This window comes from Neolewinella maritima (genome assembly GCF_923081025.1).
Lineage (GTDB): Bacteria > Bacteroidota > Bacteroidia > Chitinophagales > Saprospiraceae > Neolewinella > Neolewinella maritima.
The window spans coordinates 430,316-450,243 of record NZ_CAKLPZ010000002.1; the positions used below are offsets into that span (position 1 = coordinate 430,316).

The following is a 19,928-nucleotide window of genomic DNA, read 5'->3' on the forward strand; positions in this document are numbered from 1 at the left end:
GAGCCATAGCAGGAGGGGAATAGGTCACTTTTTCAACCGGTAGTCCAGTCCGATCCGCAGGGAGGAATAGCCGAAGTCCTTCAGGCCCTGCTGGAGACGTAACACGTAGTTTATCCGGCGGGGCTGGGTGGTGCGCAGATCGAGCCGGCAGACGAGGGGCCGGTCTCCTTCGCCCAGGTAACCCCAGTAGCCGCCCAGGCTGCCCGTCAGGGTAAGGGGCGCGAGGATCAGGTCCGCGCCGAGGCCGTAGAGGAGGGCGTCATTCTGGAAGTGGTTGCTGGTGAAGGTCTGCCAGACGTAGAAGCCCGCCATCAGGTGCGGCCGCAGGGCCACGGTTTCTGACACCGGGATCTCCTTACCCACCGACACATCGAAGAAGTAGCCCGGCGTATCGGTGAAGCGGGCGGCGGAGAGCTTGTTGCCCGATGCCGTGCGCAGGTTGATGGTGAGCAGTACATCGGGCCATCGCGGGTGGTCGCGCAGCAGTTGCACGTAGGTGCTCAGGTAGACGTCGCCGCTGGCCGTGCCCCGGCCGTCGAAGTCGCGGGCGGCGCGCAGGTCGCGGGTAGCTACGTCCATACGGTAATACTCCAGGGGCACGTACTGTAGGCGAAAGGCTACCCGGTCCGAGAAGAGGGGCAGACTGAGGTCCAGCAGGAGATTCTGGGTACCGTCGCCGTCGCTAAAGTGTGCCTCACCGGCTAGTCGCAGGCGGGGCCGGGTGTCGAGGCGTCCGTTCTGGATGTCCGGTACGGGCAGGGCGTTGGGCCCCAGGTAGGCGGGGGCCAGGGTGAGGTAGTCCGTCCAGGGTGTGTGGCCGTCCCACTGGTGGATGGTGTTCCACCAGCCGAAGTCCTGGGCGGGCAGGGGCAGCAGAAGTCCGCAGACCAGCGCGCTGATCAGCCATCCTTTTGCCATACTTATTCTGCCGTTCACCGAGCACTTGACCCCCGGGGGGTGTTTGATGAGTCCCAAAGTTACTGTATGCCCCTGTCCTCCGCTCCGTCCACTTCCGCTAGTCTGACCTACCTGCGGGTAGACGAATCGGACGGCACCACCCGCTGGTCGCTACCCACGCCCAAGCACCGCTACCTGCTCGTAGGCGGCACCCTGTGGTTGATCGCCTGGTACTTCGGCCTGCGCGGGGCGAGCAGTGCGCTGGGCAACATCGGCTTCGGTAAGGACGGCTACGCGGTGCTGGACGGCTTCTTGCTCTTCTGGCTCCTGCTCTGGCTGGCGGGCGGGGTGTTCGTACTGGGCGTACTGCTGTGGGGCTACTTCGGGCGGGAGGTGGTCACGCAGTCACCGACCACGCTTACGCTGCAGCGCACCGTGTTCGGTCTGGGACCTAAGCAAGCCTATTCGCGGCAGGAGGTAAAGAACCTCCGCTTCCGTCCGGTGAAGACGGACGTATTCAGTGCCAACAGCAAGTGGTCGGTCTGGGGCATGGGACCGGGCAAGGTGCAGTTCAGCTACGGGGGTAAGTCGCGCTCCTTCGGCCTGGGTTTGCCGGACGAGGCGGCGCTGGAGGTGGTGGAGGCGCTGTCGGAGGGCTCTTCCTCCGGAGACGTACTCGAGCCGTAGCTTCCCCGGAGGGCCTTTCGGTAAACGACGTCAACCACCATTGTACCCCACCCGCCAAAACTTCCCGGGTCAGTTCGTGACTAGTTAGTAAATTGAGCGTTAGCTAAGTCGATCACTTCCTTACCCATGCGTACCCTGCTCCTGCTTGCCCTCATTCTTCTTTGCACCGGCGTGCGCGCCCAGGTGCTGACGGTGAGTGACGAGCTGACCATGCGCAACGATACCGAGTACAGCCTGATCGGGAAGCTCGGCGGACAGGTGCTGCTGCTGCAGGACCGCGAGAACAAGCACCTGCTGACCGCCTACGGCCGCACCATGAACCAGAGCTGGGAAAAGGACCTGGAGCTACGGGGCCGCAACGTGCGCGTACTCGATGCCGTAGCCGATCAGGACGGCACGGGCTTCCACCTGCTGTACCTCTACCGTGAGCGGGGCCGCAACCACCTGCAGCTCGACCGCTACAACCCGGCCGGCAACCTGCAGGATAGCGTGACGCTGGTCGACTTCGGCATGTTCGCCACCGCCCCCGAAGACGAGGTGTACCGCTCCGATGATGAGAGCAAGCTACTACTGCTGATGGTCGAGCAGCAGAGCAAGGCGCGCTACCTGGGCATAGACCTCGACAGCATGCAGCTGCTGTACGATAATGAGCTGGCACCCGAAAAATTCTTCTTCGGCGAAGACTTCCTGCAGGCCGAGATCAGCAACTACGGCGACATGTACTTCGTGGTGGACCGCGATAACTTTAAGAGTAAGCGCAAGGAGCATCGCTACGAGGTGTATACCCACGTCGCGGACGGGGCCAAGACCGACATGATCGACGTCAGGCTAGGCGACAGTCTGACCTACGATGTGTTCTTCCGCTACGATAACCTGAACAAGCACCTGACCGCGGGTGGGCTGTACTCCACCAAGGATTTCTCGCGGGCCGACGGCTACTTCTTCGTCGCTATCGACCCCCGGGCCACTACGCAGCGGCCCCACTTCCAGCGCTTTCCCACCAGCCTGGTTAAGAACGTAGAGGGTAAGAAGTATAACAAACGCAACCCGGGTATCACCGACCTGACCGTGCGCGAGGCCATGTTGCGGCGCGACGGCGGTATGGTCATGATCACCGAGCGCGACCGCCAGCTGCAGCGCCGGGGCGGGGCTATCCAGAACCAGCTGCTCAACACCTACAGCGGCCGGGCCCTGATCGACTACCACTTCGACGAGATCGTGGCCATTGCCGTAAATCCCGACGGCAGCCCCCACTGGAGCAACATCATGCACAAGAAGCAGTACAGCCAGGACGACGGCGGCGTATACTCCGGCTTCTTCGTGATGGAATCCCCCAGCCGGCTGCGCTTTCTGTTCAACGACGAGATCCGCTTCGAGAATACGGTGAGCGAGTATGTCCTCAATGGCCGCGGGGAGTTCGACCGCAATAGCCTGTTCAGTACCCGCGACCTGGAGCTGCGACTGCGCTTCCGCGACGGTATCCAGGTAGCCAGCAACGAGCTGGTACTACCCAGCGAGCACCGCAACCGCCTGCGGCTGGTGAAGATGACCTACGAGGCCCGCTAGCGGAACCTTCGCCCCGGCCCCAGGTTACAGGGGTATGTTTTTTCCCATCGGCGACGACCAGGTCCGCGGCGGCCACCGCCCCCACATTTCCTACGGCCTCATCGCCCTCAACGTACTTGTCTTTCTCTACCAGACCAGTTTGGGCCCGGAGGCGGGTGAACAGTTTGTCTACGCCTGGGGTGCGATCCCGGAGCGTATCGAGTCGGGCAGCGGCTACCTGACGCTGCTCAGCAGCATGTTCCTCCACGGGGGCTGGATGCACCTGCTGGGCAATATGCTCTACCTCTGGATCTTTGCCGACAACATCGAGGCCACCATCGGCAACGTCAAGTTTCTGGTGTTTTACCTGCTTGGCGGCATCGCGGCGGGGCTGGTGCATATCTACTTCAACCTGGGTAGCCCCATCCCGGCGGTGGGGGCCAGCGGGGCGCTCTCGGCGGTGATGGGCGCCTACCTGGTGCTCTTCCCCCGCTCGCGCGTGAAGGGCTACCTGTTCTTCTTCCGTGTAAACGTGCCGGCGGTGCTCTTTCTGGGTTTCTGGTTTTACCAGCAGTCTACGGCGGGCTTCGCCAGTCTGCAGGATTCGGCGGGCACCGGCATCGCCTGGTGGGCGCACATCGGTGGCTTCGTGTTCGGGGTACTGGGGGGCTTCTACTTCCGGGCGACCCACCACATCCCCCGCCACGCGGAGGGCTATGCTTCGCGTGACGACATCACCTTCTAGGGCGCGGCCCCGATGGCTACCGGGGGGCGGGGGAACTTTGGAAAAGCGGGGGGCGTTGGTTTGGTAAACAAACTCATTCCTCGTGACTAAGCCAATCGATCATCAAGAACTCAAGGACGCCCTGCGTGAGTTATTTATCGAGGAGCCGGGACTAATCGTATCCGCACTACAGCAGCTGAAAGCTGAGGCAGCTCAGCAAGAGGCTAGTAAATCTTCAACCATTGGTGAGGGCGAGATACGCAAGCTTGTTGCTCAGGACTTCCAGGAGCTGGATGCCGTATTTCGTGCACTAGCGTGAGTATACGTTATCTGCAGCGGGACAGCATCATCCTCATAATCGACTCACGGTCGAAGCGCATGGAGGTAACTACGTGCCCCCAGAGAGCCTGCTGCATGGGGAGTCATTGGAATATCTGGTAGAAACGGTACAGGCAGAGATGTTCGGAGCTCCGCTGTATCCTACACTTGCCGACAAGGCCGCACTGTATATGTTCAATATCGTGAGCAATCACATTTTTCAGGACGGAAACAAACGAACCGGATTAGAGGCAGCCAATGTATTCATCCAGGCCAATGGAAGCAGATTGAACGATTATCTTACTCCTATTCGATTTGAGCATCGGTCCATTCCTAGCCAAGCGGGCACTGACAAGGTACAGCATCTGATTGCCTTCACCCTAGAAGTAGCTTCCGGCACCGTCCCCCTTCCCGCCTGTCAGCAGTGGTTCGCCGAAAACATCACTCCTATACCATGAGCACTCCCACCGTCACCCGCGCCGAACTGAAGCACACCATCCGCACCCTGCTCGAGCGTGAGCCGGACACTTTCTTCAGCGTACTGCGCGAGGTGCGCGATGAGATGCACGCCGACGGTACAATCGCGGCCAGTGACGAACCGACCGACGGAGAAAAACTCCGGGCGGAAGTGGAAGCGGACCTGGGAATACTGGCAGACTTCTTCCGCGGATTCGCCTGACCCCCTAGCGCCCGATCGCCACCAGCTCACCCACCATCATCGCGGTAGCCCCCCAGATGGCCTCGCCGGCTACCATCCAGTGGGGGACGTCCTTGAGCACCAGTCCGTTGTACAGCGTCTTGTCCCGCTGGGCGATCACGTCGTGGGCGAAGAAGTCGGCCAGGGGAAGCTCCAGTACCCGCGCCACCTCGGATTCCTGTAGGGTAAAGGTGGGCTGCTCCGGGAGGTAACCTACGAAGGGGTTGACCAGGAAATTACTGACCGGTATGTAGAGCGGCGTGAGTTCACCAAGCAGGCTGACCCGCTGCCGGTCGATGCCTACCTCCTCCGCTGCCTCCCGTAGGGCGGTGTCCGCCGCGTCCTGATCACCCGGGTCGGCGGAGCCGCCGGGGAAGGATATCTGTCCGCCGTGCCGGTCGCCGGGGGGGCTGGTACGCTGAATGAACAGCAGGTGGTGTACGCCCCGGATGGGGTAGATCAGAGCGAGTACCGAGGCGGCCCGTGCCGTGGGTGGAGCGGTGGAGTGCTCCTGCCGCAGGGAGTGGCCCATCACTTCCTGGGCGGCGTAGCCCGGCAGGTCGCCCCCTTGCAGGCGGCTGCGGATTCGGCCCAGGTAGTCTGGTCCCCCGGCGGAAGCGGTCATCTACTTGGGGTTAGACTTCTTGAGGTAGCGTTCCAGGGCCATACCCATACTGGGCACTTCCGGTGGATTGGGGGCGATGTGTACGCTCAGGCCGTGCTTTTCTACCGCGGCGGTTGTCTTGCGGCCGGCTACGGCTAGGCGGGTGTCCTTCTGCTTGAAGTCGGGAAAGTTCTCGTACAGGGAGTCGATACCCAGGGGACTGTAGAAGATGAGGATGTCGTAGAATACCTCCTCCAGGTCGCTCAGGTCGGCCGACACGGTGCGGTACATCAGTGTGGGCGTCCAGTCGAAGTTGTTCTCCTCCAGGTACTGGCTGACGAACTCGGAGCCGAGGTTGCCGGTGGGCAGCAGGAACTTCTCTTTGCTGCGGTGTTTCTTCAGCGTGGGCCCCAGGTCCTGGATCGTGCGCTGACCGAAGAAGACCTTGCGCTTGCGGTAGACGATGAACTTCTGCAGGTAGTTGGCGATCGCCTCCGTCATGCAGTAGTACTTGGTGTCCTGGCTCATCTCCACGCGCAGCGCCTTACAGAGGCGAAAGAAGTGCTCGATGGCGAGCTTGGACGTGAAGATGATAGCGGTGAACTCGTCCGGGCGGATGCGCTCCTTGCGGAACTCTTTTTCACTCAGCCCCTTCACCTCGATGAAGGGCCGCCAGTCGATCTGTAGACCGTACTTCTCTTCTAGCTTAGCGAAGGGACTGCGCTCGGGTTCGGGTTGGGAGACCAGGATAGTGCGTACGGGTTTGTACGTGTCTTGTGGAAGTTGACTTTCAGCCGCCATAGGCATAAGGATTGTAAAACGGTGAATGCGTAAGGCGTGTACACTCAGACCAACGTGCTACTCAAATAGCGGTATACCAAGAGAAGCGGAGCTATTTCAATTGTGCAAAGATATAATAAAAAATGTAGGGGCCGACGACCAACATACCGGTTGGCAATGAAGAGCCCACGCAGCAAATGAAGGAGGTAGATAATAACCAGCAGGGCCAACCCACCGTAAAGGAAGTACGGACGCAGTGGCTCCGGCGCGTAGCTCACCAACAGGTTCACCGGCATGAGCAGCAGGCCGGTAAGTATGGAAAACACCATCAGTGCAAAGGCGTACTGACTCAGTTCTTTCCGCAGCGGATAGATACGGCCCAGCACACCCAGCACCAAAAACTTGACTCCCACGGCGGAAGCAATAACTAACGTATAGGTCAGCCACCCCCCCCAGAGGCCGGCCCCCAGATCGAGCCGAAAGTAATCAGCCAGCAGAAAGAGGTAGAAGCCCGCCGAAAAAAGGAAGAATAGGTAGCACAGCCACAGCGCACCCACCTGTCCGCCCGATCGCCTGCGGTAGAGCTGCGTCATGACGTTGTCGTTGAAGGTAGCCGACAGGCACTGCAGCAGCAGGTTGCGAAACAGCACCCAGAGGCTGGCTAGCATCAGCAGCAACAGCAGGTGGATAAATACGACACCGGAGCGCTCCGTACCGGGGCCGTCCAACGGTGCGGCTGCCGCCGGGGGGGGCACATCCGGTGCTACGGGTGTAGCCTCGGCGACCGTAGCGGGATAGACATCGAAGGGGTTACCCGTATCTACCCGTACGGATTGCTGCTCGGCCGGTAGCCGGTCCGTAAGCTCGAAGGGGTTCTCCCGGGTTTGGCCCGCAAGTGTTACGGAACATACGAGCAGCCAGCAAAGAAGTACAAGGTGCCGCAAGCTAGAGTGAATCGGTGGCCTACGAAGGTACGCCTACCACGGTACACCCCTCACGAAAGAAGTTGGTACACCACCATGGCCCCCACGTAAGCCATAGCCGTCATGAACACGAACTGTACCACCGGCCACTTCCAACTGTTGGTCTCCCGCTTGGTCACGGCCAGGGTAGACATACACATCATGGCGAATACGTAGAAGATGAGCAAGCTCCAGGCCGTCGCCTGATTGTACACCGGCTCGCCCGTGACGGGATTGCGCTCCTCAGCCAGTCGCTCGCGGATGCGGAACTCGTCATCCACGCTCCCCACACTGTAGATCGTGGCCATCGTACCCACGAATACCTCGCGGGCGGCAAAGCTGGTCAGTAGCGCGATGCCGATCTTCCAGTCATAGCCCAGCGGACGAATGACCGGCTCGATGACCTTGCCCAGGTGACCGGCGTAGCTGGCCTCGAGCCGCTCGGAGGCCAGTAGGTCCGCCGACTCCTCCTGTGATAGCTGCCGCGCCACGGTCTGCTCCTGGGTCTGCACCTCGGCGGCAGCCATACTCTCGGCCGGCCCGTAGGTAGAGGCGGCCCACAGGATGATGCTGATGATGAGGATGATCTTGCCCGCCTCCACGACGAAGGTCTTCGACTTCTGAAATACGGTGACCCCTACATTGCGCCACACGGGGGTGCGGTAGGCCGGCAGCTCCAGCATCAGGAAGCTGCGGTCGGGGGTCTTGAGCACCCACTTGAACACCAGGGCCGAAAGCATGGCCCCAGCAATACCCAGGAAGTACAGCCCGGCAAAGGCCAGTCCCTGCAGCCCGATCAGCCCGTTGAAGTAGGCGACCTGCGGCACGGCGAAGGAGATCAGGATCACGTAGACCGGGATCCGGGCCGAGCAGGAGGTAAGTGGCGTGACCAGGATGGTCAGCAGTCGTTCCTTCCAGTTGGCGATCGTACGGGTACTCATCACGGCCGGGATGGCGCAGGCGTGTCCGCTGATCAGGGCCACCACCGAGCGACCGTTCAGCCCGAAGCGCTGCATCAGGCTGTCGAACAGGTAGACGGCGCGGGCGAGGTAGCCGACCTCCTCCAGGATAGCGATGAAGAAGAACAGGATGGCGATCTGCGGCACGAACACGAGCACGCCACCCAGTCCGGCGATGATCCCATCTACGAGCAAATCCGTAAACCAGCCCGGGGCGAGGGTCGTGCGAATCGATTCGCCCACGGTACCGAAGGTCAGCTCGATCAGGTCCATCGGCACGCTAGCCCAGGCGAACAGGGCCTGAAACAGCAGCAGCATGATGGCAAAGAACAGCAGCGGACCGAAGATCGGGTGGGTCACCACCGTATCGATGCGGTCGCTCAGGGAGTCGCTGTCACCGGCGTGGCGGACGGTACGCTTCACGATCGGCTCGAAGGTGTTGTAGCGGTCCATGGTCTCCTCGACCTGCGCGCGCAGGCTGTGGAAGCCGTGACTTACCCGGGCCTGCTGCACCTTGTGGCGCAGGGGCTCGGGGATGTGCTTGAGCCAGGGGGCGTGGTGGGTGAGCAGCAAGGCATGGTAGTCATTGCGGGCGGGTAGTTCGCGGCGCAGCTCGGCCAGTACGTCACGGGCGCCGGCACCGGGCTCGTAGAAGGGGTGCTGGGGCCGAAAGTCTTCCGGTGCGCGCAGGAGGTCCGCGATAGCGGCCTTCAGTTCGCCTACGCCCCGGTTCTCGCGACTGCTTACGGCCAGCACGGGTACGCCGAGCTCCCGGCTGAGCTTGGGGATGTCTACGGTGAGGCCGTCGGTATCCATGAGATCGGCCATGTTCAGCACCAGGATCATGGGTAGGTCCAGGTCCCGCAACTGAGTAAACAGCAGCAGGTGCTTATCGAGCTTGGTGATGTCGGCCACGTAGATGATGGCGTCTGGAAACAAATCACCGGCCGGATTGGTAAGCTCCTGTACGACCAGCCGCTCGTCCAGGCTGGTGGGGTAGCAGCTGTAGGCGCCGGGGAAGTCGACCAGCTCCACCGTAGGCAGGCCGGGCAGGGTGAGCATGCCGGCCTTCTTTTCCACCGTCACGCCGGGGAAGTTGCCGATGCGTTGCCGCAGACCGGTGAGGAGATTGAACAGGGACGACTTGCCGCTATTGGGGTTACCGACCAGACCGACGACGGGGGTGGCCGTTACTTGACCATGATGCATGCCAGCTCTTTCTTGCGCAACGCCAGGCACTGTCGGTCGATCTTGACGTACCAACTGCCCCCAAAGGGCGACTTACGGACCACCCGCAGGCGGGAGCCGGGCCGCACCCCGATGTCCAGTAGTTTGCACGCCAGCCCCTCGTTGGTGAAGCGCTCGATCGTGCCCGACTGGCCGGGTTTGAACAGGGAGGCAGCAGCGGAAAGGGGGAACGGCATGGCGCGGGCGGTTAGTCGGTCTGGTAACGGGACAAAGATACACAAGTTGCGTTATCTGTACGTAGTCTAAATAAAAAGCGGTAGGCTGTTGTGCGCGGTCGCTGGTGCGAGGGTTTTCCCCCGTCGTTCCGTTCTGCTCCCACCAAACCAACATCCCCACCCCGAGCCGCCTTATATATCCGGATACCCACTCCATCCACCGCTAAAACTACCTGCGATGAACTTCACCGACCTTCTCCAGCAACAAGCCAGCTCCCACCTAGATGCCGGTCTCATGGACCAGCTAGACCAGCAGATCGGCGCCAACGACCGCCGCAAGACCACCGTAGCCTCCAGTGCCATTCTGTCTTCCCTGATGGGTGCCATGGCCCGCAACGCCTCCGACCCCCAGGGCGAGCAGGCCTTGTCCTCGGCCCTGGAGCGCGACCACGACGGCAGTCTGCTCGATAATCTCGGTGCCCTGCTCGGCGGCGGGAGTGGCCGGCAGCAGAGCCCGCTGTCTCCCCGTACCACCAACGGCGGCGGCATCCTCGATCACATCCTCGGCAACCGCCGCGACGATACGGTGCGGGAGGTGAGCCAGAAGAGCGGACTCAGCTCCGGTCAGGTCACTAGGCTCATGATCACCCTGGCCCCCATCCTGCTGAGTATGATGGGTAAGGCGAAGCGCAATAGCACGACGAATTCCGGTGGCCTATCGGGCTCCCTCACCGACTTTCTCAACGGCAACCGTACGGCCCCCCAGCAGCCCCGCCGGGCCCCCGATCTCGGTCTGGCCGGTCAGCTGCTCGACCGCAACCGCGACGGTAGTATCATGGACGATATTTTGGGGATGGGAATGCAGATGTTTGGGAAGTAGGTTCGCCTGCGGCTTAGTAGACCCCTTCGGGGGGTAGATCGCCTTCGGCTTGTTAGACCGCTGCGCGGGTTAGACCCCTTCGGGGGTAGATCGCTTCGCTCGGTAGATCGCCTTCGGCTTGTTAGACCGCTGCGCGGGTTAGACCCCTTCGGGGGGTAGATCGCTTCGCTCGGTAGATCCCTTCGGGGGTAGACTGCTTTTGGTGGGGGAATTATTGTTTGTGCTATTACCTTGCACCTGCGGCCCCGCCCGTTGTTAGAGCTAATGGAGTGGACATACATCCGATGACGGTTCCTAACCCCTTTACTCCATAACCCCTTAACCCCTTACCTCCCCCCTGCCCATGCGCCATTTGCTTCCTGCCCTAGCCTTTTTGTTACTGGCTACCTCTTGCTCGCCTAAAGTAGCCCCCGTGATGGGTGAAGATGGGACGGACTACAGTGCCCGCGCGGCGGAATACCGTGAGAATCCTGGTGCCCTGCGCGATTTTGTGGAGGGCTGTGAGCGCGCACAGAATGATATGACTACCCTGCGGCAGCAACTAGCTAGCTACGAGAGCCAGCAGAGTGAGGCACAGGACCAGCTGGCTACGGCCGAGGCGAGTGCGCAGCAGGCGTATCAGGAGATCCAGACGCTGCGCCAGCAGGTCACTACGCTGGAGGCGAATCAGCGGCCCGCCGAGGAGATGATCACCGATCAGCCTGCGGTGCAGGTCAAGGGGGTAGTGTTCCAGGTGCAGCTCGGTGCCTATGCGAAGGACCAGAATAAGGTGCAGTCCGATATGGCGACCGGTGATGCACTCGACCTGACGGACCAGAACGGGATGCAGAAGGTGGTGGTGAGCCGCTTCCGTACCTACCAGAATGCCGCTAATCTGCGCGACCGGCTGCAGAAAATGGGCGTGACCGGCGCCTTCGTGGTGGCCCTGAACGACGGGCAGCGCATTGACGTGCAGGAAGCCATCCGGCTCTCGGGCCAGAACTAGGTAGGGGTGCGGGAGACCGACTTCATCGAGCGGAATAAGGAGAAGTGGGCCCGCTACGAGGAATCCCTGAAGCGGACCGATCAGGACCCCGATCTGCTCAACCAGTTGTACGTCGATACGACGGATGACCTATCGATCTCCCGCACCTTCTATCCCAATCGCTCGGTACGGGTATACCTCAATGGGCTGGCCCAGCGCACTTTTCTGCAGGTGTACCGCGGGCGGCGTGGGGAGCTGGGTACGTTCTTTACCTTCTGGACGGACGAGCTGCCCCGCGTGGTGTACGCCAGCCGGCGGCCGCTGCTGATCGCGCTCGTTACGTTCGTACTGTCGATGCTGATCGGCATCCTGAGCTACCGGATCGATCCGGCCTTTGCCGAGACGATCTTGGGTGAGGGCTACGTGCGCATGACCGAGGCTAACATCGCGGATGGCGACCCCATGGCGGTGTACAAGTCGATGGACGATTTCGGGATGTCCGTCCACATCACGCTCAATAATATTCTGGTCGCCTTTCTCACCTTTATCTCCGGGGCCTTTTTCTGCGTGGGTACCGTCGTGTTCTTGGTGCGCAACGGGGTGATGCTGGGGGTATTTCAGTACTTTTTCTTCGCCCAGGGCGACTACAGCGCGCTGGAGGTGACGCCCGCTACCGGCTGGCTGCTGCGCGGACTCAGCTGGGTACTTACGGCGGGCGGGGATGGACTGGAGCGGGTCTTTGCTTCCCTGATCTATCTGGGCTCCGGCGAGGGGCTGTTCCGAGAGAGTCTGCTGACGATCTGGATCCACGGCGCGCTGGAGATCAGCAGCATCGTGATCGCCGGCGGGGCGGGGCTTACGATGGGGAGCGGGCTGCTCTTCCCCGGCACCCTGAGTCGGATGCAGTCCTTCGGTCGCTCGGCCCGGGCGGGACTCAAGATCATGCTCGGGACCGTACCGCTGTTCATTTTGGCCGGCTTCCTGGAGGGCTACGTGACGCGGCATACGGAGCTGCCGGACGGACTGCGCTTTGCCTTTATCCTCCTGTGCTTCGCCTTCATCGTCTGGTACTACGTGGTGTATCCCCGTACGGTGGTTCAGCGCCGCAGTCTGCCGCTACACGACGACCGGGAGCCGGCGGCTAGCCGGACCGCACCGTATGTGTTCGGGCGCATTCGTACGGTGGGTGAGCAGTTTACCGCCACCTTTGACGTGCTGCGTGCTGGCCTGGGCCGGCTGCTGGGGGGCATGGGCCTGATCGCCCTGGGCTATTGTTTATTGTCGTTCGGATTTGGCGGGCCGGCGGAGCTGCGCTACCAGTTCGTGTCTTACTTCCTGGGCGACGTGGAGAACGTACATGAGCTCACCAGCTCCTTCGGGCGGGGTAGGGCACTATCGTTCACGGTGCTGGTAGCGCTGGGCTTTTACGGTATGCTGCGCCTGGCACTAAGTCTGGTCGTGCGCCGTACGGATCTGGACTGGCCGGCTTTCTCCTGGTCGCGGGAGTTGCGGCTACTGGCGGTGAGTGGCTTGCTGGCACTCTGTCTGGCCTTCGGGGGGATTGCGGTGTCTTTGCTGGTCTTCCTGCTGTTTCCGTTTCTGCTCAGTCTGGCGGTAGCGGGTTATGTGACGGACGTCCCTCCCGCTACCGTCTTTCGGCTCGTGTACACCAACCTGGCGGGGAGCTACGGCTTGTTTGTGCTGATCGCGCTGGTGGCTTTCCCCCTGGTGTACCTGCTCGACTCGGTCGTGGGGGGCTTCGTATTCACCTTCCTGGACTGGGTGGTCTACACCGATGAGCGGACGATCGATGCCTACAACGTGATGCTGCAGGCCTTTTGCTACTATGCGCTATTCGGTCTGGTCTTCTGCAGTTGGGCGGTGGGGTTTTGCCTCAGCATAGGCAGTTGGTTGGAGATCGACTCGGCCGCCGGTCTGCGGGACATGATCGCCGGTCTGGGGGCTAAGCGGCGGCTGAAGGGGCTGGAGCGGGAGTAGGGTAGGCCGCAGGAATGCGCCCGCTAGATCGTAGCCGTGCCCCGGATAAAGTGTACCACTTCGATGCCCGTCATACGCTGCTCGAACCAGATCAGGGGGGCGGGATTCTTGTCACCCGTAGAAGTATCGCACTTAAAGAACAGGTAATACAGCTGCCAGTAGGCGCCGACCCGTTCGCGCAGGCGGGCGATGCGGCGTTCGCTCTCACTGAGCTTGCCGTACAGGTGGGCGAGCCGCCAGCAGTAGTAGGCCTCGTCGTGCAGTTCGACGACATTCAGCAGCAGGGGATCGTCGATGTAGCGGGCCAGAAACTGGCGGGCGTAGATGGAGTGGTGCTTGGACCAGTCGCGCGGGCTGCCCCGGTGCTCCAGGTGCTTGAAGGTATCGTGGACCCAACAGACGGTGCGCAGCTTGCGGCGGGTGGTGGCGTCGACGGGCAGGGCGTCGATATTGCGGTTGACCTCGATGATGTGCCGCCAGATGGTGCCCTCGGGGTGGCCGTAGCGGGGTAGTCCCCAGAGGAGGCCGCGCCTGAATTCTTCATCCTCCAGGAAGCTGGCTTCCAGCGGAGTTTCGGGCTGAAGCAGGTCGGAAAGTTGCTGGGTGGTCAAAGTAAAACGTGTGGTAGGGGATCAGGCCGTAGGTGCTAACGCTCGTGAAAATAGCGAATTGCCCGAAAGTCGGGGAAGCATTAACCAATTTACGGGTATCTCCTGTTCACTCACTGCGACGCTAGATCACCTCAAGTCTGCAATCTGCCTCTACGCATGCACTTTCGCTCCCACCTACTCTCTGCCCTGCTGGGTGGCCTCGTGGCCGCCGCCCTGGTGGTCTATGTAATGGGATCGACTGAACAGGAACCGGTCGCTAGGCTCACCACGGCAAATGGAGAAACAGCGGAACGCTACCGGTCGGATGCACCCGTAGCCCGTACCGCCCCCCTGCCGCCGCTTCCCGCTGCCGCCATAGATCTACGCCTGGCAGCCCGCCGCACCACCCCCGCCGTAGTACACGTGGACGCCCGCGTGATTGGGCGCGACCGGGCGACGGTCAAGGCGCTCTTCGGCCGGGAAGAAAATAGCGGCACCACGGGGGGAGAGGGCAGTGGCGTGATCTACTCCGCCGACGGCTACATCGTCACCAACTACCACGTCATCCAGGCCGCCGATCGCGTGATGGTCACTACCTCGGACCGCCGTCGCTACACCGCTACGGTCGTCGGCACGGAGCCCAAGAGCGACCTGGCCGTACTGAAGATCGAAGCGGACAGCCTCCCCTTCCTGGAGCTTGCCGATTCGGACGAGGCGGAGCCCGGACAGTGGGTACTGGCAGTAGGTAGTCCGCTCGGACTCACCAGCACCGTCACGGCCGGCATCGTGAGCGCCAAGGGGCGTAGCCTCAGCATACTCCGCGACGCCGACGCGATCGAATCGTTCATTCAGACCGACGCAGCCGTTAACCCCGGCAACAGCGGCGGTCCCTTGGTCGATGCCGAAGGGCGTCTGCTGGGTATCAATACCGCCATCGCCTCCAAAACGGGCCGCTTTCAGGGCTACAGCTTTGCCATTCCCATCAACCTGGTGCAGCGTATCGTGGATGACATCATCACCTACGGGAGCTTCCGCCGGGCCCTGCTGGGCGTAGAGATCTCCACCCTTACGGAGAGCGACATCAAGCGGCTGGGGCTGCGCGGCCGTAGTGAGGGCGTACTGGTGGATGCTGTGTTTCCGGGCGCTGCTGCTGCGCTCGGCGGACTCAGGGTTAACGATCTGATCGTAGCGGTAGACGGCCGGGCGATCCGTGACCTGCCCGAGCTGACGGAGATCATCGGTCGGGCCCGACCCGGCGACCGCCTCGAGTTGGGCATCGTCCGCAACAATAAACGCCGCGACGTACCGATTGACCTACAGTAGAACCCCCCGCCCATGCGCCTAAAGAGTGAGAACCTGGTAAAGAAGTACGGCAACCGCACCGTCGTTAAGGGCGTAAGCATCCACGTCGACCGGGGGGATATCGTGGGCCTGCTGGGTCCGAACGGGGCGGGCAAGACCACCACCTTCTATATGACCGTCGGCTTCATCAAGCCCAACGCGGGCCGCGTCTACCTCAACGACGTAGACATCACCACCCTGCCCATGTACAAGCGGGCGCAGCGCGGCATCGGCTACCTGCCGCAGGAGCCCTCCGTGTTCCGCAAGCTGAGCGTGGAGGATAACATCTCTGCCGTCCTGGAAATGACCAAGCTTACTAAGGGCGAGCGTACCCACAAGCTTGAGTCGCTGCTCGACGAGTTCAGTCTCCACAAGGTGCGCAAGAGCCACGGCGATACCCTCAGCGGTGGCGAGCGGCGGCGCACCGAGATCGCCCGCGCCCTGGCCACGGATCCCAACTTCATCCTCCTCGACGAGCCCTTCGCCGGCATCGATCCCATCGCGGTGGAGGACATCCAGTCCATCGTAGCCAAGCTAAAGACCAAGAACATCGGCATCCTCATCACCGACCACAACGTACAGGAGACCCTCAGCATCACCGACCGGGCCTACCTCATGTTCGAGGGCAACATCCTCAAGGCCGGCACCGCCGAGGAGCTCGCCGCGGACGAGATGGTGCGCAAGGTCTACTTGGGTAAGAATTTCGTGCTTCGGCGTAGGGCACCTTCGGTGGGGTAGATCGCCTTCGGCTCGTTAGATCGCTTCGCTCATTAGACGCTACGCTGGTTAGATCGCCTATCGGCTAGGTAGACCGCTACGCGGGTAGACCGTCTACCCCACGACAGTGGTCTACCCGCGAAGCGGTCTAACCTAACATCCCACCATCCACAGTAACCACGCTACCCGTCACGTAACCCGCGGCCGGGCCGGCTAGCCAGACCGCTACGCCGGCTACTTCGTCGGGGGTGGCCATGCGGTTGAGGGGGATGAGTTTTTTCATGTGGTTCTCCGTGGCTTCGTCTTCCCAGAGGGCGCGGCTGAGCTTGGTCTTGACCAGTCCGGGGCAGATGACGTTGACGCGCACATTGTCGGTGGCCCACTCGGCGGCCTGGCTCTTGCCAAGCATGATGAGGCCGGCCTTGGAGATGTTGTAGGCCGCGAAGTGCGGACTGGCGTGCAAGCCCTCGACTGAGCTGATGTGAATCACACAGCCAGCTCCAGAGGCGCGCAGGTGGGGCAGCGCCAGGTTGGACAATTCCAGCGCGGCAGTGAGGTTGATGTCCAGGGTCTTTTGGTAGGCGGCGGTGGTGAGCCCTTCTACGGGACCGAAGTAGGGGTTCGTAGCGGCGTTGTTGATCAGGATATCTAGACGGCCGTAGGTGCTGATCGTCTGCTCGATGAGGCGCTGGCGGTCGGCGGCGTCGCCTACGTGGCAGGCGATAGCGGTGGCGTCCAGGCCGTCGGCGCGGTACTGCTGGGCTACTTCGTCGATGGACTCCTGATTGCGGGAACTCACGACGACGCTGGCACCGAACTCGGCTAGCCCGCGGGCCATGGCTTCACCGATACCCTTGGAGGAGCCGGTCACTACGGCGACCTTGCCGCTCAGGTCGAAGCGGGAGCGGATACGTGTATCGGCCACGACCTAGTGGGTGTGGTCTTCGCTGCCGTCGTGTACGTGGCTGTCGCCCTGGATGATCTCATCGGCATTGGCCAGGCTGGAGGTGATGTTGGCCTCCACGTCGGCGATGTCGCGGGTCTGCTCCTTGATGTAGCTCATCACTTCTTCGGCATCCTTGTCTTCGCGCAGCTCGTCGAGGGGGCGGATCTTGTTCATCCAGTTCTTCATGCCGTCGTCAGCGTCTTCCAGTTGCTCGTTGGCGGCCAGGAGGAGCTCGCGGTAGTCTTCGCTGACGCCTCCGGCGGTGAGCTGTTCGGTGATGGTACGCTGGGCCTGAGTGATGCGTCCCAGCATGGGCATGACACGGTCGTGGCCGTCCATCATGGCCTTATAGGCGGCATCCTGGGCGGCTAGGGTGGCTTGTTCCTGGGCGATCTCGGCAGCGTCCTGGTCAGCGTTGCCGCAGGCGGTACAGCACAGTAGGATAAAGAAGAAGGGTAGAGCTTTCATGCGGTATAGTTCGATTCAACACAGGTACAACCCCGGGCGGGGCCGCAGGTGCAGAGTCAAGCGCAAGAAATCGGCAAAAGTTTGGCGCGACCTTGCAGGATTCCGGCGGGCGGCTGTATATTTGCGGTCCCTTAAAGGAAAGGGCGGTTAGCTCAGTTGGTTCAGAGCACCTCGTTTACACCGAGGGGGTCGGGGGTTCGAGCCCCTCACTGCCCACTTGTATTGCGCCCCTTCGTCCAGCCGGACGGAGGGGCGTTTTACGTGAATAACTACCCGGCTCGCACCTTGCAGGTGCGGTGTACGCTGATTTAAAGGTTTACTACTTAGCTAGACCAGTTGGCTACCGCGCCTGGAAGGCACGAACCGGAGGGTATGTCGCGCCACCGGTTCGCACCTTCTAGGTGCGGTGTATGCTGGTTTGAAGATTTGCTACTTATTTAGACGAGCTAGCTGCCGCGCCTACAAGGCACGAGCCGGGGGTATGCCGCGCCACCGGCTCGCACCTTGCAGGTGCGGTGTATGCTGGTTTTTAAAGTCTCCTACTTATTTAGACGAGCTAGCTGCCGCGCCTACAAGGCACGAGCCGAGACCAGCTGGCTGCCACGCCTACAAGGCACGAGCCGTGAGGGTATGTCGCGCCACCGGTTCGCACCTTCTAGGTGCGGTGTATGCTGGTTTAAAGATTTGCTACTTAGCTAGACCAGTTGGCTACCGCGCCTGGAAGGCACGAACCGAAGGGTATGTTGCGCCTGAGAAATGTGAACCGCTACTCCACCCACAAATCCACCAGTCGGAACTGCTCGCCGTCGAATACACCCAGGTCGCTGAGCTTCAGGCTGGGGATGACCAGCAGGGCCAGGAAGGACAGGGTCATAAAGGGGGCCTCCAGCCCGCAGCGCAGCTTGCGGCGGGCAAAGCCACTCAGCTCCGCATAGCGCGCCGCGACCCGCGGGCCCGTATCCAAACTCATGATGCCCGCCACGGGCAGGGGGAGTACCTCCAGGTATTCGTGGCGGCCGGCCGCGATGCCGCCCCGCTCGGCAATGACGGCGTTGACCATGCGGCAAATGTCTTCGTCGCTCACGCCCACCGCTACGATGTTGTGGCTGTCGTGGGCTACGCTGCTGGCGATGGCGCCCCGCTGGAGCTTCATACCAGTGACGAAGCCCACCGCCGGCGGAGCATCCGTATAGCGGTTCACGACGACGATCTTTAGCAGGTCGCGCTCGGGGGCGGGGACCGGGCGGCCGTCTTCGTCGAGGGCGGGGGTCAGGGCCAGACTGCCGGTCGTGAGCTCGCCGTCGGTCACCTCGATCACGCGGATCTTGCCTCCTGCGGGACCGGGGGCGGCACGGAAGTCTTCCGGCGTCTTCGGGCTGCAGTGAAAGCGATTGATGGGCTCGGGCCGGTAGTCGGACAGGAAGTGGGCACCGGCTTCGGCGACCTGCTGTCCGTTGATGTATGTGGCCATGAGACCGAAGTGGCGTAGGTCATCGACCTGGATGAAGTCGGCCCGATCGCCCACGCGCAGCTGGCCGATGTCTAGTCCGTAGTGGTCTACGGCATTGCGGCAGGCAATGCGCAGTACGTCGAACACATCGTGCCCTCCCCGTACCGCCCGTACGACCAGTCGGTTGATGTGGCCAGCCAGCAGATCGTCGGGGTGGCAGTCGTCGGTGCAGAACATGAGCTGGTCCGGAAACTCGTCGATGAGCTCCTCCAGGGCGGCGTAGTTGCGGGCCGCACTGCCCTCGCGGATCAGGATCTTCATGCCGGCGGCCAGTTTATCGCGGGCTTCGGCGGCGGTGGTGCACTCGTGGTCGGTGCTGATGCCGGCCGCGGCGTAGGCCCGGGCCTGTTCGCCGCGCAGTCCGGGGGCGTGCCCGTCGACCACCTTGCCGGCGGCGTGGGCGGCGGCGATCTTGGCCAGGAGGTCGGGGTCGCCGTGGAGGACGCCAGGGTAGTTCATCACCTCGCTCAGGTAGCGGATCTCGGGGCGCTGCATGAGTTCAGTGACGTGTTCGGCATTCAGCTCCGCACCTGCGGTCTCCGCCCTGGTGGCCGGTACGCAGGAGGGGGCGCCGAAGTTGATGGACAGCGGGGTGTGGCGGGCGTTGTCGATCATGTACTCTACGCCCTCCAGGCCCATGACGTTGGCGATCTCGTGGGGGTCGGATACGGTGGCTACCGTGCCGTGCACTACGGCCAGTTTGGCGAATTCTACGGGCAGGAGCATGCTGGACTCGATGTGCACGTGGGCGTCGACGAAGCCGGGCAGGATGTACCAGCCGCGTTTGTCGCGGCTCGGGTCGCGCTGGATACCTTCGATGCGGCCGGCGTCGTTGATGGTCAGTACCGCGCCGTACACTTCGCGGGCGTCGATGTCGACGTAGCGGCCTTTGATCTCCTGCATCTAAACGGGTGTTTAGTCAGGCGAACGGCTGTTGC

At 62.0% G+C, this 19,928-nt stretch carries 20 protein-coding genes, 1 tRNA gene and 1 pseudogene; 12 read left to right on the plus strand and 10 right to left on the minus strand.

Translation table 11 applies throughout. The features are described from left to right. Positions 1-24 precede the first annotated feature (24 nt). Positions 25-918 carry a hypothetical protein gene (locus tag MJQ68_RS10160; protein ID WP_238750997.1) on the minus strand — a complete coding sequence of 298 codons (894 nt, stop codon included), beginning with the start codon at positions 916-918 and terminating at the stop codon, positions 25-27. A 66-nt stretch (positions 919-984) separates the two neighbouring features. On the opposite strand from MJQ68_RS10160, the gene MJQ68_RS10165 reads away from it, so the two are divergent. From MJQ68_RS10165 to MJQ68_RS10190, 6 genes and pseudogenes are all read left to right on the plus strand, one after another. Beyond that, a complete protein-coding gene (locus MJQ68_RS10165; protein WP_238750998.1) occupies positions 985-1,584 on the plus strand; it encodes a hypothetical protein in 600 nt (199 codons plus the stop codon). Positions 1,585-1,710: 126 nt separating this feature from the next. After that, positions 1,711-3,150, plus strand: a complete 1,440-nt coding sequence (locus MJQ68_RS10170; RefSeq protein ID WP_238750999.1) for a hypothetical protein — start codon at positions 1,711-1,713, stop codon at positions 3,148-3,150. Positions 3,151-3,184: 34 nt separating this feature from the next. Continuing rightward, the gene (locus tag MJQ68_RS10175) at positions 3,185-3,874 is read left to right on the plus strand and encodes a rhomboid family intramembrane serine protease (RefSeq protein ID WP_238751000.1); all 690 of its coding nucleotides are present in this window, start codon (positions 3,185-3,187) and stop codon (positions 3,872-3,874) included. Between the two features lie 82 nt (positions 3,875-3,956). Beyond that, positions 3,957-4,172 (plus strand): hypothetical protein, encoded by a 216-nt coding sequence (locus MJQ68_RS10180; RefSeq protein WP_238751001.1) that lies wholly within the window; start codon positions 3,957-3,959, stop codon positions 4,170-4,172. A 64-nt stretch (positions 4,173-4,236) separates the two neighbouring features. After that, a pseudogene (locus MJQ68_RS10185) lies at positions 4,237-4,629 on the plus strand (type II toxin-antitoxin system death-on-curing family toxin); the annotation flags it as partial. Then, positions 4,626-4,850, plus strand: a complete 225-nt coding sequence (locus tag MJQ68_RS10190; protein WP_238751003.1) for a hypothetical protein — start codon at positions 4,626-4,628, stop codon at positions 4,848-4,850. The pseudogene MJQ68_RS10185 and the gene MJQ68_RS10190, both read left to right, overlap by 4 nt. 4 nt (positions 4,851-4,854) lie before the next feature. On the opposite strand, the gene MJQ68_RS10195 is transcribed toward MJQ68_RS10190, so the two are convergent. From MJQ68_RS10195 to MJQ68_RS10215, 5 genes are read right to left on the minus strand one after another with little or no spacing between them, the layout of a single operon-like run. Continuing rightward, the gene (locus tag MJQ68_RS10195; protein WP_238751004.1) at positions 4,855-5,493 is read right to left on the minus strand and encodes an NUDIX hydrolase; all 639 of its coding nucleotides are present in this window, start codon (positions 5,491-5,493) and stop codon (positions 4,855-4,857) included. Beyond that, positions 5,494-6,273 (minus strand): uroporphyrinogen-III synthase, encoded by a 780-nt coding sequence (locus MJQ68_RS10200; protein WP_238751005.1) that lies wholly within the window; start codon positions 6,271-6,273, stop codon positions 5,494-5,496. A gap of 44 nt (positions 6,274-6,317) precedes the next feature. Beyond that, entirely contained in the window at positions 6,318-7,196 is an 879-nt protein-coding gene (locus tag MJQ68_RS10205; protein ID WP_238751006.1) for a DUF4271 domain-containing protein, read from the minus strand. Positions 7,197-7,246: 50 nt separating this feature from the next. Next, a complete protein-coding gene (gene feoB / locus MJQ68_RS10210) occupies positions 7,247-9,382 on the minus strand; it encodes a ferrous iron transport protein B (RefSeq protein ID WP_238751007.1) in 2,136 nt (711 codons plus the stop codon). Beyond that, on the minus strand, positions 9,364-9,597 hold the full coding sequence (locus MJQ68_RS10215) for a FeoA family protein (RefSeq protein WP_238751008.1): 234 nt from the start codon (positions 9,595-9,597) through the stop codon (positions 9,364-9,366). The genes feoB and MJQ68_RS10215 overlap by 19 nt, the downstream gene beginning before the upstream one ends. Before the next feature lie 217 nt (positions 9,598-9,814). Between MJQ68_RS10215 and MJQ68_RS10220 the strand changes: the two genes are divergently transcribed. The 3 genes from MJQ68_RS10220 (at position 9,815) to MJQ68_RS10230 (ending at position 13,418) form a co-directional block, all read left to right on the plus strand. Then, entirely contained in the window at positions 9,815-10,456 is a 642-nt protein-coding gene (locus MJQ68_RS10220; protein WP_238751009.1) for a DUF937 domain-containing protein, read from the plus strand. A gap of 343 nt (positions 10,457-10,799) precedes the next feature. Further along, complete coding sequence (locus tag MJQ68_RS10225; RefSeq protein WP_238751010.1) at positions 10,800-11,441, plus strand: hypothetical protein; 642 nt, start codon at positions 10,800-10,802, stop codon at positions 11,439-11,441. 6 nt (positions 11,442-11,447) lie between these two features. Further along, complete coding sequence (locus tag MJQ68_RS10230) at positions 11,448-13,418, plus strand: stage II sporulation protein M (RefSeq protein WP_238751011.1); 1,971 nt, start codon at positions 11,448-11,450, stop codon at positions 13,416-13,418. A 23-nt stretch (positions 13,419-13,441) separates the two neighbouring features. On the opposite strand, the gene MJQ68_RS10235 is transcribed toward MJQ68_RS10230, so the two are convergent. After that, positions 13,442-14,029 carry a hypothetical protein gene (locus MJQ68_RS10235; RefSeq protein WP_238751012.1) on the minus strand — a complete coding sequence of 196 codons (588 nt, stop codon included), beginning with the start codon at positions 14,027-14,029 and terminating at the stop codon, positions 13,442-13,444. A gap of 156 nt (positions 14,030-14,185) precedes the next feature. On the opposite strand from MJQ68_RS10235, the gene MJQ68_RS10240 reads away from it, so the two are divergent. After that, on the plus strand, positions 14,186-15,331 hold the full coding sequence (locus MJQ68_RS10240; RefSeq protein ID WP_238751013.1) for a S1C family serine protease: 1,146 nt from the start codon (positions 14,186-14,188) through the stop codon (positions 15,329-15,331). Between the two features lie 12 nt (positions 15,332-15,343). Next, positions 15,344-16,087: an LPS export ABC transporter ATP-binding protein gene (gene lptB / locus MJQ68_RS10245; RefSeq protein ID WP_238751014.1), complete on the plus strand. Its 744-nt coding sequence runs from the start codon at positions 15,344-15,346 to the stop codon at positions 16,085-16,087. Between the two features lie 127 nt (positions 16,088-16,214). Here the strand turns inward: lptB and MJQ68_RS10250 are convergent, their stop codons facing one another. Both MJQ68_RS10250 and MJQ68_RS10255 read right to left on the minus strand, forming a co-directional pair. Then, positions 16,215-16,991, minus strand: a complete 777-nt coding sequence (locus tag MJQ68_RS10250; protein ID WP_238751015.1) for an SDR family NAD(P)-dependent oxidoreductase — start codon at positions 16,989-16,991, stop codon at positions 16,215-16,217. Between the two features lie 3 nt (positions 16,992-16,994). Continuing rightward, complete coding sequence (locus MJQ68_RS10255; protein WP_238751016.1) at positions 16,995-17,480, minus strand: hypothetical protein; 486 nt, start codon at positions 17,478-17,480, stop codon at positions 16,995-16,997. 141 nt (positions 17,481-17,621) lie between these two features. Here MJQ68_RS10255 and MJQ68_RS10260 point away from each other — a divergent pair. Further along, a tRNA-Val gene (locus MJQ68_RS10260) sits at positions 17,622-17,696 on the plus strand. Positions 17,697-18,246: 550 nt separating this feature from the next. On the opposite strand, the gene ade is transcribed toward MJQ68_RS10260, so the two are convergent. Then, on the minus strand, positions 18,247-19,893 hold the full coding sequence (ade, locus tag MJQ68_RS10265) for an adenine deaminase (RefSeq protein WP_238751017.1): 1,647 nt from the start codon (positions 19,891-19,893) through the stop codon (positions 18,247-18,249). Positions 19,894-19,928 lie beyond the last annotated feature (35 nt).

Excerpts from the sequence above, each read along its gene's own strand:
- MJQ68_RS10195 (WP_238751004.1), bottom strand. The coding sequence starts at position 5,493 with ATGACCGCTTCCGCCGGGGGACCAGACTACCTGGGCCGAATCCGCAGC.
- lptB (WP_238751014.1), top strand. The coding sequence starts at position 15,344 with ATGCGCCTAAAGAGTGAGAACCTGGTAAAGAAGTACGGCAACCGCACC.
- feoB (WP_238751007.1), bottom strand. The coding sequence starts at position 9,382 with ATGCATCATGGTCAAGTAACGGCCACCCCCGTCGTCGGTCTGGTCGGT.
- ade (WP_238751017.1), bottom strand. The coding sequence starts at position 19,893 with ATGCAGGAGATCAAAGGCCGCTACGTCGACATCGACGCCCGCGAAGTG.
- MJQ68_RS10175 (WP_238751000.1), top strand. The coding sequence starts at position 3,185 with ATGTTTTTTCCCATCGGCGACGACCAGGTCCGCGGCGGCCACCGCCCC.
- MJQ68_RS10220 (WP_238751009.1), top strand. The coding sequence starts at position 9,815 with ATGAACTTCACCGACCTTCTCCAGCAACAAGCCAGCTCCCACCTAGAT.
- MJQ68_RS10170 (WP_238750999.1), top strand. The coding sequence starts at position 1,711 with ATGCGTACCCTGCTCCTGCTTGCCCTCATTCTTCTTTGCACCGGCGTG.
- MJQ68_RS10255 (WP_238751016.1), bottom strand. The coding sequence starts at position 17,480 with ATGAAAGCTCTACCCTTCTTCTTTATCCTACTGTGCTGTACCGCCTGC.
- MJQ68_RS10200 (WP_238751005.1), bottom strand. The coding sequence starts at position 6,273 with ATGGCGGCTGAAAGTCAACTTCCACAAGACACGTACAAACCCGTACGC.
- MJQ68_RS10240 (WP_238751013.1), top strand. The coding sequence starts at position 14,186 with ATGCACTTTCGCTCCCACCTACTCTCTGCCCTGCTGGGTGGCCTCGTG.
- MJQ68_RS10225 (WP_238751010.1), top strand. The coding sequence starts at position 10,800 with ATGCGCCATTTGCTTCCTGCCCTAGCCTTTTTGTTACTGGCTACCTCT.
- MJQ68_RS10160 (WP_238750997.1), bottom strand. The coding sequence starts at position 918 with ATGGCAAAAGGATGGCTGATCAGCGCGCTGGTCTGCGGACTTCTGCTG.
- MJQ68_RS10215 (WP_238751008.1), bottom strand. The coding sequence starts at position 9,597 with ATGCCGTTCCCCCTTTCCGCTGCTGCCTCCCTGTTCAAACCCGGCCAG.
- MJQ68_RS10190 (WP_238751003.1), top strand. The coding sequence starts at position 4,626 with ATGAGCACTCCCACCGTCACCCGCGCCGAACTGAAGCACACCATCCGC.
- MJQ68_RS10165 (WP_238750998.1), top strand. The coding sequence starts at position 985 with ATGCCCCTGTCCTCCGCTCCGTCCACTTCCGCTAGTCTGACCTACCTG.